The organism is Persicobacter sp. CCB-QB2 (genome assembly GCF_001274635.1).
Taxonomy (GTDB): domain Bacteria; phylum Bacteroidota; class Bacteroidia; order Cytophagales; family Cyclobacteriaceae; genus Persicobacter; species Persicobacter diffluens.
The window spans coordinates 552,704-565,359 of record NZ_LBGV01000001.1 but is presented as its reverse complement, the minus strand read 5'-3'; the positions used below and the strand labels follow the sequence as shown (position 1 = coordinate 565,359).

General features: G+C 44.1%; 11 protein-coding genes. 5 read left to right on the top strand and 6 right to left on the bottom strand.

The window, feature by feature from the left end:
- Positions 1–98: 98 nt before the first annotated feature.
- From NG22_RS02665 to aat, 3 genes are all read right to left on the bottom strand, one after another.
- Positions 99–1,331 (bottom strand): IS256 family transposase, encoded by a 1,233-nt coding sequence (locus tag NG22_RS02665; protein WP_053404287.1) that lies wholly within the window; start codon positions 1,329–1,331, stop codon positions 99–101.
- Between the two features lie 209 nt (positions 1,332–1,540).
- Positions 1,541–2,737 (bottom strand): MFS transporter, encoded by a 1,197-nt coding sequence (locus tag NG22_RS02660; RefSeq protein WP_053404286.1) that lies wholly within the window; start codon positions 2,735–2,737, stop codon positions 1,541–1,543.
- A 94-nt stretch (positions 2,738–2,831) separates the two neighbouring features.
- Positions 2,832–3,551, bottom strand: a complete 720-nt coding sequence (aat, locus tag NG22_RS02655) for a leucyl/phenylalanyl-tRNA--protein transferase (protein ID WP_053404285.1) — start codon at positions 3,549–3,551, stop codon at positions 2,832–2,834.
- Between the two features lie 90 nt (positions 3,552–3,641).
- Between aat and NG22_RS02650 the strand changes: the two genes are divergently transcribed.
- The 3 genes from NG22_RS02650 to NG22_RS02640 all read left to right on the top strand — a co-directional run bounded on the left by NG22_RS02650 (position 3,642) and on the right by NG22_RS02640 (position 6,376).
- Positions 3,642–4,349: a DNA alkylation repair protein gene (locus tag NG22_RS02650; protein WP_053406869.1), complete on the top strand. Its 708-nt coding sequence runs from the start codon at positions 3,642–3,644 to the stop codon at positions 4,347–4,349.
- A 120-nt stretch (positions 4,350–4,469) separates the two neighbouring features.
- Positions 4,470–4,856, top strand: coding sequence for a hypothetical protein (locus tag NG22_RS02645; protein ID WP_053404284.1), 387 nt, complete (start codon positions 4,470–4,472; stop codon positions 4,854–4,856).
- Positions 4,857–5,116: 260 nt separating this feature from the next.
- Positions 5,117–6,376 carry an outer membrane beta-barrel protein gene (locus NG22_RS02640; protein ID WP_053404283.1) on the top strand — a complete coding sequence of 420 codons (1,260 nt, stop codon included), beginning with the start codon at positions 5,117–5,119 and terminating at the stop codon, positions 6,374–6,376.
- Positions 6,377–6,578: 202 nt separating this feature from the next.
- On the opposite strand, the gene NG22_RS02635 is transcribed toward NG22_RS02640, so the two are convergent.
- The 3 genes from NG22_RS02635 to NG22_RS02625 all read right to left on the bottom strand — a co-directional run bounded on the left by NG22_RS02635 (position 6,579) and on the right by NG22_RS02625 (position 8,523).
- The gene (locus tag NG22_RS02635) at positions 6,579–6,869 is read right to left on the bottom strand and encodes a hypothetical protein (RefSeq protein WP_053404282.1); all 291 of its coding nucleotides are present in this window, start codon (positions 6,867–6,869) and stop codon (positions 6,579–6,581) included.
- Between the two features lie 185 nt (positions 6,870–7,054).
- The gene (locus NG22_RS02630; RefSeq protein ID WP_157600830.1) at positions 7,055–8,230 is read right to left on the bottom strand and encodes an oligosaccharide flippase family protein; all 1,176 of its coding nucleotides are present in this window, start codon (positions 8,228–8,230) and stop codon (positions 7,055–7,057) included.
- Positions 8,231–8,274: 44 nt separating this feature from the next.
- Positions 8,275–8,523 (bottom strand): hypothetical protein, encoded by a 249-nt coding sequence (locus NG22_RS02625; protein WP_053404280.1) that lies wholly within the window; start codon positions 8,521–8,523, stop codon positions 8,275–8,277.
- Positions 8,524–9,227: 704 nt separating this feature from the next.
- Between NG22_RS02625 and ilvD the strand changes: the two genes are divergently transcribed.
- Complete coding sequence (gene ilvD / locus NG22_RS02620) at positions 9,228–10,907, top strand: dihydroxy-acid dehydratase (RefSeq protein WP_053404279.1); 1,680 nt, start codon at positions 9,228–9,230, stop codon at positions 10,905–10,907.
- Positions 10,908–10,918: 11 nt separating this feature from the next.
- Complete coding sequence (gene ilvB / locus NG22_RS02615; RefSeq protein WP_053404278.1) at positions 10,919–12,643, top strand: biosynthetic-type acetolactate synthase large subunit; 1,725 nt, start codon at positions 10,919–10,921, stop codon at positions 12,641–12,643.
- The last annotated feature ends 13 nt before the right edge of the window (positions 12,644–12,656 follow it).

Sequence of the window (12,656 nt, the reverse complement as noted above, 5' to 3'; positions counted from 1 at the left end):
ATTTTACCGTTTCAATTCACGCCTTTTTTCACCTACGATTTGATCTCCTTCATTCATTTCACGAGCTATGCCCAAAAGTGGTGTTCAGGAGGTCGAAGTTAAGCGGCTTGTTTGATCTCTTCGCCGTCTTTAAATTTAACTTCTCTGATTACTTTTTCAATGGTTTTATAGCCCCGTATTCGATTCCAGTTTTTCTCCGCACACATGCCGAGTTTGAATATCATATGGAGCATTCCGTCCCGATCCAGGCAACCCTTTGATCGCTTCGTACGATGTCTGATCGTCCCAAAAGCGGACTCTATCGGGTTCGTGGTTCGGATGCTTTGCCAATGTTCGGCGGGAAAGTCGTAAAAATTCAGCAATTCATCACGGTCTTTTTGTAAACAAATTGTAGCTTTTGGATACTTTGCTTCATAAGTGTCTATGAATAAGTTGAATGCTTTATCTGCTTCGTCTTTGGTTTCGGCCATCCATATTTGATGGATTTTGTCCTTAGCCTTTTGTTGAGCCGATTTGGGTAAGCAATTCAAAACATTGCCGGTTTTATGCATCCAGCAGCGTTGCGCCTTTGTTTTAGGGAATTCTTCCTCCAGTGCTGCCCAAAAGCCCAGAGCACCATCGCCAACCGCTAGTTTAGGAGCATTCATACCGCGGTGCTTCAATTCGAGTAATACCTCTTTCCAGCTTTGTTTAGACTCCCTGACCCCATCTTCTATGGCTAAAAAATGCTTCCTTCCCTGACCGTCAACTCCAATAACGACCAACGCACAAAGTTTATCATCTTCTTTCCTCAGGCCACTGTAGATGCCATCAACCCAAATGTAAGCCCACTCTCTATCTTCTAAAGAGGCTTTTCGCCAGACATCGTATTCCTTGCCCCACTCTGTTTTTAAACGGGAAATAGTGCTAGAAGACAAACCGCTGGCTCCGGGGCCTAAGAGGGCCTCTAAGGCATCATTCATTTCTCCCGTTGAAATACCCTTGAGGTAAAGCCAGGGTATCGCAGCCTCCAGTGATTTCGATTTTCGAACATATGGCGGAACCAGAACCGATTGGAATGAAACCGGGGCTCCTGTTTTGGAACGAATCTTTGGAACTCTGACCGTTACCGGGCCAATACCTGTCTGAACTTCTCGTTCCGGCAAATGACCGTTTCGGACTACTGCGGCTTTTCCATCATCAGTTTTAAGGTCGCGGAATTGCTTTAAATATTCCTCCAACTCCGCCTCAACCGCAAGGCGTATGATTTCTTTGGCTCCCGCTCGAATAGTTTCAGTTAATAGATCGTGAGTTGCTTCTGTAATAGGTGGGATTTGATTAATTTCGCTCATGGTGGCAAATTTTTGGTTAGTTTTTTATTCGCATTTAAATCAACCAATTTTGCCGCTATTTTTCAACCCCCAAACACCAGTTTCGGGCATAACTCGTTTCACCCTTAACAAATTTAATCATTACCTAAACACCAGTATAGTACAAGGAACTTTGGTCGAAATGAATTGACCTTTTCTAAAGGCCAAGGTGATAAGCCAAGCGCACCATATCAATACTCACTTTTCACCTCTTTCAGAAAATAAATAGAGCTCAGGGTAATCACAACGGCAATTAAACCTGCCACAGGATAATGCGCATAACTCCCGTCCACATTTTGGGTAACCACATAGCCTACTGCAAAAGAAGCGGAAGCACTGGCCAATTGTTGTACGGCGGCCCGAATCCCCATGAAACTCCCCCGCTGCTCTGGTTTGGCCGTACCAAGAACCAAAGCATTGGCGGGTATACTTCTACCACCGACAACAAAGAAAAGGGTGGTAATGGCCAAAACCACATAAAGAGGTACTACAGACAAATTACTAATGGCCAGCATTGGGATCACAGTCACCAAAGTTAAGACCATAAATACTGGAAATTTCCCATGACGATCAGCCATTTTCCCTATAAAAGGTGAACTAAACACAGTAATTACTCCTCCGCAAAAATAGACCCAGGTCAGATCTGTTTCCGCTAATCCTACATTTACCACCATATAAGGTGCTAAAAATGGAATCAAAAAAAAGTGTCCGGAAAACATTAAAAACGCTCCGATAAGTGCGTTGCGCTGATTTTTATTTTGGCCAGCCATCAAAATTTGTCGGTGGACTGGGATGGCAGACTGTTTACCGATATGGTCCCTCAATCGGGGAATGTAGTTAATGACCAAAACCAGCAATATCAAGCCCACACCAACTATGGCAACAAAAGGCACTCTCCAGGAATACTTCACCCCAAAATACAAACCAAAGGGCACCCCCAAAGCAGAAGCAGAGGAAAAGCCCATCATCAGCCAACCGATCCCCTTTCCTCGGTTTTCCGGGGCGACAATATCCCCAACAATAGCGAAAAGCAGGGCATTGATAACCCCACCAAAAATTCCGGTAAAGGCACGAGCGGCCACCAACTGATGGTAGGAATTCGCCAATGCGCATAGGGAGGTACCAATAAGAAATCCGATGTACAAAAAAACTAAAAACTGCTTTCGACCAACTTTATCAATATAAAAGATAGAAGCAAATCCAGACAATGCCGCAGCAAAGGTATAAGCCGAAACCACCGTACTCCATTGAGTGGTACTGAGTTCAAAGATGGCAGAAAGCTCATGACCGAGGGGCATCATCACCATAAAATCCAATACATTGGTAAAACTTACCGCGGCCAGAATAATCAAAATAAGGCGCTCCTGCGCATCAAAGGTGTTTTTCATATATGCTCCCTGCCTGTAGGCAGGGAATTAAATTTGGAAAAAAGAAAATGTGGAGCTAAGTATAGGAAAAGGAATCTGGAGATTACTGAGTAGTTTACTGGACATTCCAGTCAAATGCTCCATGATGAATTTCATTCCAATCCTGCCCCTTCTCAAGATGATCGATGGCATTATCACGAACCACCTCAAGGAAATAATCACGCGGAACCATTTCTGCCCCCAAAGAAAATAAGTGGTCATTATGATATTGGCAGTCAATAAACTCAAAACCGCGTTCTGCCAAATTGTGACAAAGATGAATAAAACCAAATTTGGAAGCATTACTGCGCCGGGCAAACATGGATTCCCCGAAAAACACATTGCCCATCGCCATACCGTATAAACCGCCTACTAATTCCTCTTCTTCCCAAACCTCCACCGAATGCGTAAAACCCATTCGATGCAATTCGGAAAATGATGTTTTATATTCCTCATTGATCCAGGTACCATCCTGATCTGGTCGAAAAACGGTTTCACAGCCTTCTATCACCTGTTCAAAGGCCTGATCATAAGTAACACGGAATTTTTTTGCCCGAAGTAACTGTCGCATACTTTTAGTTACCCGCACTCGATCCGGATAAATGACGCAACGCGGATCCGGACACCACCACATAGGTTCCATATGCGGGTCAAACCAGGGGAAGATTCCCTGCCCATAAGCCTGAATAAGACGATCTACAGATAAATCACCACCAATGGCCAATACTCCGGAATCATGAGCCAGTTCTCCCGGCGGAAAGGTAAGGTCATTTTTTTGGAGAAAGAATATGCTCATTTTACAAAGATAGGGAAAATTGAAAATATCATATGGAATTCCGCAAGACAAGACCGAAATTTAACCAACAATCACTTAAAACCAACAAAAATGACCCTTGATGAAGTAATGGCGAGTCTGAAAAGCCATGGAAATGAAAGCACCAAAAATATTTTGAAAAAGCATGGCGCAAGAGAACCCTTTTTTGGTGTGCAGGTAGCAGATCTCAAAAAAATACAGAAAAAAATTATAGTCAACCATGCCCTGGCCATGCAATTATGGACTAGTGGAAATTCAGATGCCATGTACCTGGCAGCTATGATTGCCGACGCCAATTCAGTAAGCGAAGCGGAATTAAACCAAATGGCAAAAGAAGCTTATTGGTATTATTTATCGGAATATGCGGTTGCTCCTTTGGCTGCTGAAAGTCCCTTTGGATTAAAACTAGCCTTGGAATGGATAGAGCAGGCTGAGGAAAATGTACAGGCAGCGGGATGGGTTATTCTTAGCCACCATGTTGCACTGTTGCCCGATGAAGCACTAGACCTAGAACTGATCCAATCATTGATGGAAAGAGCCGCCAGAGAAGTGCACCTTTTCCAAAATCGGGTTGCTTATACCCAAAATGGGTTCATCATTGCGGCGGGCACTTATTGCAAAAGCCTCTTTGAATCCGCAATGGAGATGGGTAAAAAAATAGGAAAGGTAAAAGTAGATATGGGCGAAACCGCTTGTAAAGTTCCTTTCATCCCGGATTATCTGCAAAAAATAAAGGCGAGAGGAAAAGTTGGAGTAAAAAGTAAAAAAGCAAAATGCTGATTAATATTAGCCCTCGATTAGAATGCAGTTAAATTGCATGAGGCTTACTAAATCGGACAACTTTTTGCTCTGGATGGCCTAGAATTTCCCTAATTATTTTGCACTTTCGCAGCCGCAAAAATGTTAAGTTTTTTCCGTACATATCGCAGCATTCGCCTCTTTGGCCTAACGACTGCCATCATATTACTGAACTTCAGTATTGATGCAGACGATGCCATGCTATGCCCGGAAATTAAAAACTCAGACTACTATGCCCTTTATGAGCGAGAGAGTTTTGTGGAACTTTTTGCCTGCTGGGTTTTCGGTGAAGAAACGTCCCAGCAATTTCCGGATAATCCATTTGCTACGGTTTACGGCAAGGTAGTCAAAAACCTAAAAGTAACGGAACCATTTGACTTAAGCCCTAAAATAGGAGAACCCATATTAAGTCAACCAACGGATTTTCTAGCGACCTTGTATAGTGATCCGGATCCGGGGAAACTTTCCCCTCCCCCTCAACAGGTCTGATTTTTCCTTTAAGGTTTAGGGCTAGGCTTAGACAACACCTATCGCTATGCCTTTAGCTGGAGGAAATAGCTTTCATCTTCAAATTTCATTTTCCTACAGGGCCATAATGGTTTTTCACTTATGGTTCCTACTTCTTTGAACCCAAACCCATTAGGGCAAGGCATGCTATTGGCTGGAAACAGGAAATTTTTGAATGCATCACCTCCACCTCAATTTCTAAATATTCAAAGGGAGACAGAGTTTCCCGGCAAAAATCAGACATGAAAAAACAATTTCTACTGGGCTTATTAAGCCTATTGATGGCCTATATCCCTGTTTTCGGACAGGATCAACACGTTGAAGAAAAAAAATTCCTTGAAGAACTTACTTATGAGAAACAACCGGGTTTTGCGAATGCTTCTTCCAAAATCTTTACTTCAGAGCGTAAATTTACGGTAAGTGGCTTCGGAGAAATCAACTATGTGAATTTTCAGGGACAAAAAGACAAAAGCTCCGGCGACATGGAGCTTTATTATTCCAACCTTTTCAGAACAGGCATCTGGCTGGGCTATAAATTCACTGATAAAATCATTATGGTTGGTGAATTGCAAACCGAATACATCACCGACCAATTCAGAGAGGGTCAGTTAGATTTCGCCTATGAATTAGTGATAGACTTCCTGTTGAGTAATCAATTCAATATCCGTGTGGGTAACTATCCGATGGGGATTGGTTGGGTCAACCAAAATGACGAGCCTATTGGCTTTAAAACCGTGAACCGACCAGAAGTGGAGCGACTGATCATCCCTACTGCCTGGATGGAAATGGGGGTACTATTTTATGGTTTCGCCCTTCCTGATCTGGAATACGCCCTTGGACTTACCAATGGTTTCAATGGACCAAATTTCACCTCCGGCACCTGGGCCAGAAATGGACGAAACCATAATATGTTTGAAGTTCCTTCTTCCTGGGCGCTGAATGGTAAATTGCAATATGGGGATGAGGATGACTTCCTGATCGGACTTTCCGGTTACTATGGCGATGCCTCTAAAGGGTATACCTTTGCGAAGAACTACGAAAACCCTTACGCTGGCCAGCATTTGAATTCTCAAATGGGAATGTTCTCGGCACACGGTATCTATAATATTGGAAATTTGGAACTATTCGGTCTGTACACCAAAGGGTGGTTAACGGGCACCGAGCAATTATACCACATTGATGGCCAAATATTAGGAGCGGAAACTTACGGTTATTACCTGCAGGCCGCTTACGACATCCTGCCTCACTTTGGTGCAAGCGGAGACTGGAAATTACCCTTATTCGCCCGCTATGAGCGCCTGAATACCCATCAACGTATTCATAAAGATTTGGAAGGCATTCATGAAGGCCTGGCCATGAACGACCTGCAGGTAATCTCTATTGGTTTTAATGCACAGCCGAAAAAATCGGTGGTATTCAAAGCCAATTATCAGTTCCGTAAAAACTTTGCGGGAGCTCCGGAGCCGGATCAAATTGAATTTGGCGTTGGTTTCATTTTCTAAGCCAGATGATTCATACTTAAATCCTCGTTGAGTTGCCAGACGGGAATAATGAAGAAGTAGTTCCCTATTTTAAGCTTTTTCCAACGAAGCAGATGAGGGAGGAGAATAGTATGCATCATTCGGGCTAGTCGAAAAAACAAAAGGACAGAAAAAAAACCTTCCGAATTACTCCGGAAGGTTTTTTTATGAGTTTTGGCTCGGCCTAGGCCGCTAATTTCATCGTTTTAATCTCCTGTACAGGACCGAAAGACTTCGCTCGAATTACTTTCTTTCCTTTAACCAGTTGTACCTCTACAGGCATAAACTTGTTCTCACCAGTGGTTTGTAACACCTGTTTGAAGTAGGCGGATGCAGCGTCCTTCTCCCCCTTACCGAACTTTTCTTTATTGCCCATTACTTTAACGGGCTGGCCTGGAATGACGTGATACATTTTTACGACCACTGAGTATTCCGGCTGGAATCCTTTTAAAAAGTTCTTAATAAAGTTTTTCATACAATCTGTTTATTTGACCTTCGTCTTAACAAAGTAGCACTATGATTTGCTCAACAATACCATAGCAATCAGTTCACAAACTAATAAATATGAACAGAAATTGTTATACAAAAGGCAGAATAATTGAAAATTTCTTCAATCTTACAGGCGCAAGAAAAGCGCCAAAATCAATAAAAGCTTAGTAATCAATTAGAAAAAGAAGTGAGGATACGCTTATTTAATTGCTGAAGATCCTCCGAAACACCTGAAATAACGGCTCCAAAATACACGGAAAGCGTAATTATAATACCGCGTACCAGAAACTCCCCCCACATATTAAACTCCGGCAGGCTTTGAATAATGATGTAAGGCAGGACGATGAAAGGAATAAAATACAAGTGCCCCATGCCAAAAGGCTGAATTCCCCACACGTGCAAGATTAAGATCAGCTTCAATAAATTAAAGATCATCATCGAGAGAAAAGTCGCGAAGGCAGCCCCACTAATGCCATATATAGGGATCAACCATAGGTTCGTCAACACTAATAAAACGGCTAAACTTGCGGTGAAATAGGTCAGCTTTCGATACTGATCAGACTGTAGGATAATTTCACTATTCAAGCCAAATACCATGTCTACCACCTTAGACATTCCGATCCAAAACATCACCATAGCCCCAGTCCGATAAATTTCTGCATTGGGCATTACATCATACACAAAGTCCAGATTACACCAAATCCCCAAAAACAACCAGGAACCTACCACAATCAATACCCCGGCAGTCTGTCGGTAAAGCTTTCTTATAGCTTCTATCTCCCCTTCTTTAAAGGCTTTAGAAATCAGCGGAATGGCAATTTGGGAAATGGCTCTTCTTGGAATTTCAATCACACTGCCAATAAAAAAAGCAATGACATAAATCCCCAAAGCATCCAGCCCGACCATACTACTGATCATTAAAGTATCCACTTTGGAAGCGACCAGCGCACCTGCGGAAGAAAGTAATACAAACCAGGCATAATGGGCTATTTCCTTTTGTTTTTCTTTTTGTGGAAACACACTACCCCGCCAGTCCAGCCAACCCTTGAAATGGGCGTAGGCAAACAATAAAATTGCTCCAAGCCCATAGGAGACCACTATGCCCAGCATAATGGTTTCAAAACCAAATAGCTTTAAGGCCAGGCCCACCACCAGTAAAGTTTGAGTCATTCTAATAAATACCTCTTTAATAAAATTGGGGAAGGCAATCTTCAGATTCGCTCTATAAAAAGACTCCATCATCAGCTGGCCGATCAGGATGACCATCAATAGCGGAACTAAAAGAAAGTAAGGTTGCATTTCCGGATTATCGGGAATCAATAAAGCGGACCAAAAATCAGGATTCATTGCAAAAATCAACAGAAAAATTCCCGCAAAAGGAAGCGGATAAATCAGCGCAAACCGAATAGAGGACACTCCTTCTTTCCTAAAAACCGGAATAAACCGATCCAAAACCGTCGGAGGGAAAACTGCACAAAGGAGGCCAACAAAATGGCCAGATCCTGCAACAGACGAATCATCCCGATTTGATCCGGCTCCAGAATTTTTGGCATGATGTATAAAAAATTCAGTGCGCCAAATATTACCCCAAAATAGGTAATCAATGAGGCACGCACCCCCTGCTTAATAACGACCCCCATAAATGATGATTGATGTATATTTTGGCGAAGTTACGAAGGCAGGCCTATTCTGCCCACAATAATAAATATTTTTATTTGCCAGCACCAAAGGCCGGATCCACCCGCTTTCCCCATCATTCTTGCCCTATAGATTCGGCCTTAGCCTTCGGAAAATCTCCCACTGCCAGGCGGGCCCTCCACAACCCTATCCCAAACCGATCACGACAGAAAGTATGTCAAAAATCATAAAAAAGAGGCGTCATGATGAAAATTAAGGCAATATTTCACCAGAATAAAAGGCTAACCAATCATATTTCACAAAAGCAAAATAAACTCAAAACCAGTCGCTTACCCTAAAACCACCCCTTTTAGCCGTTGTAAAATGTAAGAAAATTGGAGCTCATAAACTTTTTCCACTTTTTACTTTTGAAGAGTAAACCAAGACGATATTTTTTCCTTTACAAGATTATGGAATACGCGAAAGAGTCATATTACCAACAAAATTCCTTGCCAACCCTGGCAAGCGACCGATTGCGTCGACTGATTTTGATTGGTGGTAACCTCATTTCCCGCCTACGCATTCGCGTCATTAATATTTTAGCTGTCGTCGTCATTCGCTCTTTGGCATAGGTTCATTCTACCCTTTCATTTATCGACAAGCATGTCGGATAATGCCTTGCCAAAGAGATTAAAAATTTACCCTTCCTATTTACTAGCATATCATTATGAATCAATATAAAAAATATAGCCATTTAGTTACTACCGATGACGCCCAGCCTGCTGCTCAGGCCCAACACTACGCTTTGGGGTTGACGGAGGAAGATCTTCAAAAGCCTTTTATTGGCATTGCCAGTACAGGTTATGAGGGCAACCCTTGTAATATGCACCTGAATGATCTTGCCGTAGACGTTAAGAAAGGGGTGCTTTCTTCCGGCCTGGTGGGATTGATTTTTAATACCATTGGCGTATCAGACGGTATCTCCATGGGAACGCCGGGAATGCGTTATTCATTACCTTCCCGTGATGTGATCGCTGATTCCGTAGAAACCGTAGTTAATGCACAAGCCTATGACGGTTGTGTAACTGTAGTAGGTTGTGATAAAAATATGCCCGGTGCTTTGATGGGTTTGATTCGACTGAATCGCCCTTCCATCCTGATGTATGGAGGAACCATTGCTTCCGGGAACCACAATGGACAAAAGCTGGACATCGTTTCTGCTTTTGAAGCCTGGGGAAAAAAAGTAGCCGGAACCATTTCCGACGAAGAATATAAAGCAATAGTTCAGAAAGCTTGTAATGGTGCCGGGGCTTGTGGCGGAATGTATACCGCCAATACCATGTCCTCCGCCATTGAAGCTTTAGGGATGGCGCTTCCTTTCAATGCTTCTATTCCTGCGCAAAGTAAGCTCAAAAAAGAAGAAGCTTTCAGAGCAGGAGAAATGATGAAGCACTTGATCGAAAACGATATTAAGCCGCTGGACATTGTCACTAAAAAATCTTTCGAGAACGCCTTTCGCCTGACCCTCATTATGGGGGGCTCTACCAATGCCGTACTTCATTTACTGGCATTGGCAGATACGGCGGATATCTCCTTCACTATTGAAGACATGCAGCGCCTTTCAGACGAAACGCCATTTTTGGCCGACCTGAAACCTTCCGGAAAATACCTGATGGAAGACCTGCACGAGATCGGTGGAACGCCGGCAGTATTGAGACTTCTGCTGGACAAAGGACTGTTGCATGGCGACTGTATGACCATCACCGGAAAGACTTTGGCAGAAAATCTGGCCGATGCGCCAAGACTACCGGACGATCAGAAAATTATCATGGACTGGGATAATCCAATAAAGGAAACCGGCCATTTGCAAATATTAAAAGGTAATCTCTCTCCTGAGGGATCCGTGGCCAAAATCACCGGCAAAGAAGGAACTTCCTTCACCGGTACGGCTCGCGTTTTTGAAGGAGAATTCGACGCTAACGAAGGCATCGCCACCGGCAAGGTTAAGAAGGGTGATGTTGTAGTTATCCGATATGAAGGGCCACAAGGTGGTCCCGGAATGCCGGAGATGCTCAAGCCTACTGCCGCTATTATGGGGGCAGGTTTAGGTAACGATGTGGCCCTGATCACGGACGGACGATTCTCTGGAGGAACGCACGGTTTCGTAGTGGGCCACATCACCCCTGAAGCTCAGGTTGGCGGACCACTAGCTTTGGTAAAAGAAGGCGACAAGATTACCATCGATGCGGATAATAATGAATTGACGCTGCACATCAGCGAGGAGGAAATGGCTGAAAGAAAAGCAGCCTGGATAGCTCCTCCCTTGAAAAAGACCCGCGGCGTACTTTATAAATATGCAAAATCAGTTTCTACAGCTTCACAAGGCTGCGTAACTGACCGATTTTAACAAAAGAGACCATGAGTGAAATGCAAAACACCACGGAAACAATCACCACCATCTCAGGAGCTGATGCTTTTGTTAAATCATTGCTTGCTGAGGGCGTAGACACCATTTTCGGATATCCTGGTGGTGCTAATATGCCGATTTACGATGCCCTGTATCATTATGAAGCGGAAGGTACCATTAAGCATGTGATGGGCCGCCACGAACAGGGCGCCATTCATGCCGCCCAGGGCTATGCCCGTGCGTCGGGAAAAGTAGGTGTGCTTTTAGCCACTTCCGGTCCGGGTGCTACTAATATTATTACCGGGGTAGCAGATGCCATGATGGATTCAACTCCATTGGTATGTATCACCGGGCAGGTGGCCTATAATTTAATCGGGACCGATGCCTTTCAGGAAACGGATATCACCGGTATCTCCATGCCCGTCACCAAATGGAATTACCAGATTACGGAAGCAGATGATATTGCCGAGGTGTTGGCCAAAGCCTTTTTCATCGCCCGTTCCGGAAGACCGGGTCCGGTATTGATCGACATTACCAAGAATGCACAATTTCAGGAGGTAGAGTTTAGTTACAAGCCCTGCCAAATGATTAACAGCTATATTCCTAAGCCTAAACTTGATCAGGACAAAGTCGCGCAGGCGGTGGAAATGATCAAAGCAGCGGAAAAGCCTTTCGTCATCTGGGGACAAGGCGTAATTCTTTCCGGAGCGGAAAAAGAATTGGAAAGCTTTTTAGATCAAAGCAATATCCCTTCCGCCTCCACCCTGTTGGGCCTTTCGGCGATTCCTTCAGATCACCCTACTTATGTGGGCATGGTGGGCATGCACGGAAATTATGCTCCGAATATGTTGACCAATTCCTGCGATCTTTTGATTGCGATTGGGATGCGATTCGATGACCGGGTAACGGGTAACACCCAGACCTATGCCAAACAAGCCAAGGTCCTTCATATTGAATTGGATGCGGCAGAAATTGATAAAAACATTGCGACGGATTTAGCAGTACATGCAGACGCCAAAGAAGCGCTGCAAGCCCTGATTCCGGCCATGGAAAAGAATGCCTATACGGATTGGTATCAGGAGTTCAATGAACTGCTGAAAGAGGAAAAGGCAGAAGTAATCCAACCAGAGTGCCAGCCGGAAGGCGATGGTTTGACCATGGCACAAGTGGTGGATCAAATCGCCGAAACTTTTGACCGCAATGCCATCATTGTTTCTGATGTGGGGCAACACCAGATGAAAGCGGCCCGATACAGTGCCTTTAAGCAAAGCCGTTCACATATCACCTCCGGGGGGTTGGGAACCATGGGATTTTGTTTGCCGGCAGCCATCGGCGCAAAAATTGCCTGCCCGGAGCGGGAAGTGGTGGCCATTATCGGAGATGGCGGTTACCAAATGACCGTTCAGGAATTGGGGATTTTACTGGAGCATCCGGTAGCGGTAAAAATTGTGGTTTTGAATAATGAATTCCTGGGCATGGTACGCCAGTGGCAGGAGTTATTCTTCGATAACCGCTACAGCAGCACGCCACTGAAGAATCCGAACTTTGTAAAGCTGGCAGAGGCCTATGGTGTTCGTGCCAGCAGCATCAACCAACAAGACCAATTGCAGGATGCCCTTACTGACCTTCGTGATAGTCAGGAGGCGACCTTCCTGGAGTGTATGGTTGTGAAACAAGAAAATGTTTTTCCAATGATTCCTTCCGGCGCCACCGTAACGGACATCAGATTGAAATAAATGAGGCAAAGAG

Bases quoted from the DNA above. Each gene is read 5' to 3' on its own strand.
- NG22_RS02665 (WP_053404287.1), bottom strand. From the start codon at position 1,331: ATGAGCGAAATTAATCAAATCCCACCTATTACAGAAGCAACTCACGAT.
- NG22_RS02660 (WP_053404286.1), bottom strand. From the start codon at position 2,737: ATGAAAAACACCTTTGATGCGCAGGAGCGCCTTATTTTGATTATTCTG.
- aat (WP_053404285.1), bottom strand. From the start codon at position 3,551: ATGAGCATATTCTTTCTCCAAAAAAATGACCTTACCTTTCCGCCGGGA.
- NG22_RS02650 (WP_053406869.1), top strand. From the start codon at position 3,642: ATGACCCTTGATGAAGTAATGGCGAGTCTGAAAAGCCATGGAAATGAA.
- NG22_RS02645 (WP_053404284.1), top strand. From the start codon at position 4,470: ATGTTAAGTTTTTTCCGTACATATCGCAGCATTCGCCTCTTTGGCCTA.
- NG22_RS02640 (WP_053404283.1), top strand. From the start codon at position 5,117: ATGAAAAAACAATTTCTACTGGGCTTATTAAGCCTATTGATGGCCTAT.
- NG22_RS02635 (WP_053404282.1), bottom strand. From the start codon at position 6,869: ATGAAAAACTTTATTAAGAACTTTTTAAAAGGATTCCAGCCGGAATAC.
- NG22_RS02630 (WP_157600830.1), bottom strand. From the start codon at position 8,230: ATGAATCCTGATTTTTGGTCCGCTTTATTGATTCCCGATAATCCGGAA.
- NG22_RS02625 (WP_053404280.1), bottom strand. From the start codon at position 8,523: ATGGGGGTCGTTATTAAGCAGGGGGTGCGTGCCTCATTGATTACCTAT.
- ilvD (WP_053404279.1), top strand. From the start codon at position 9,228: ATGAATCAATATAAAAAATATAGCCATTTAGTTACTACCGATGACGCC.
- ilvB (WP_053404278.1), top strand. From the start codon at position 10,919: ATGAGTGAAATGCAAAACACCACGGAAACAATCACCACCATCTCAGGA.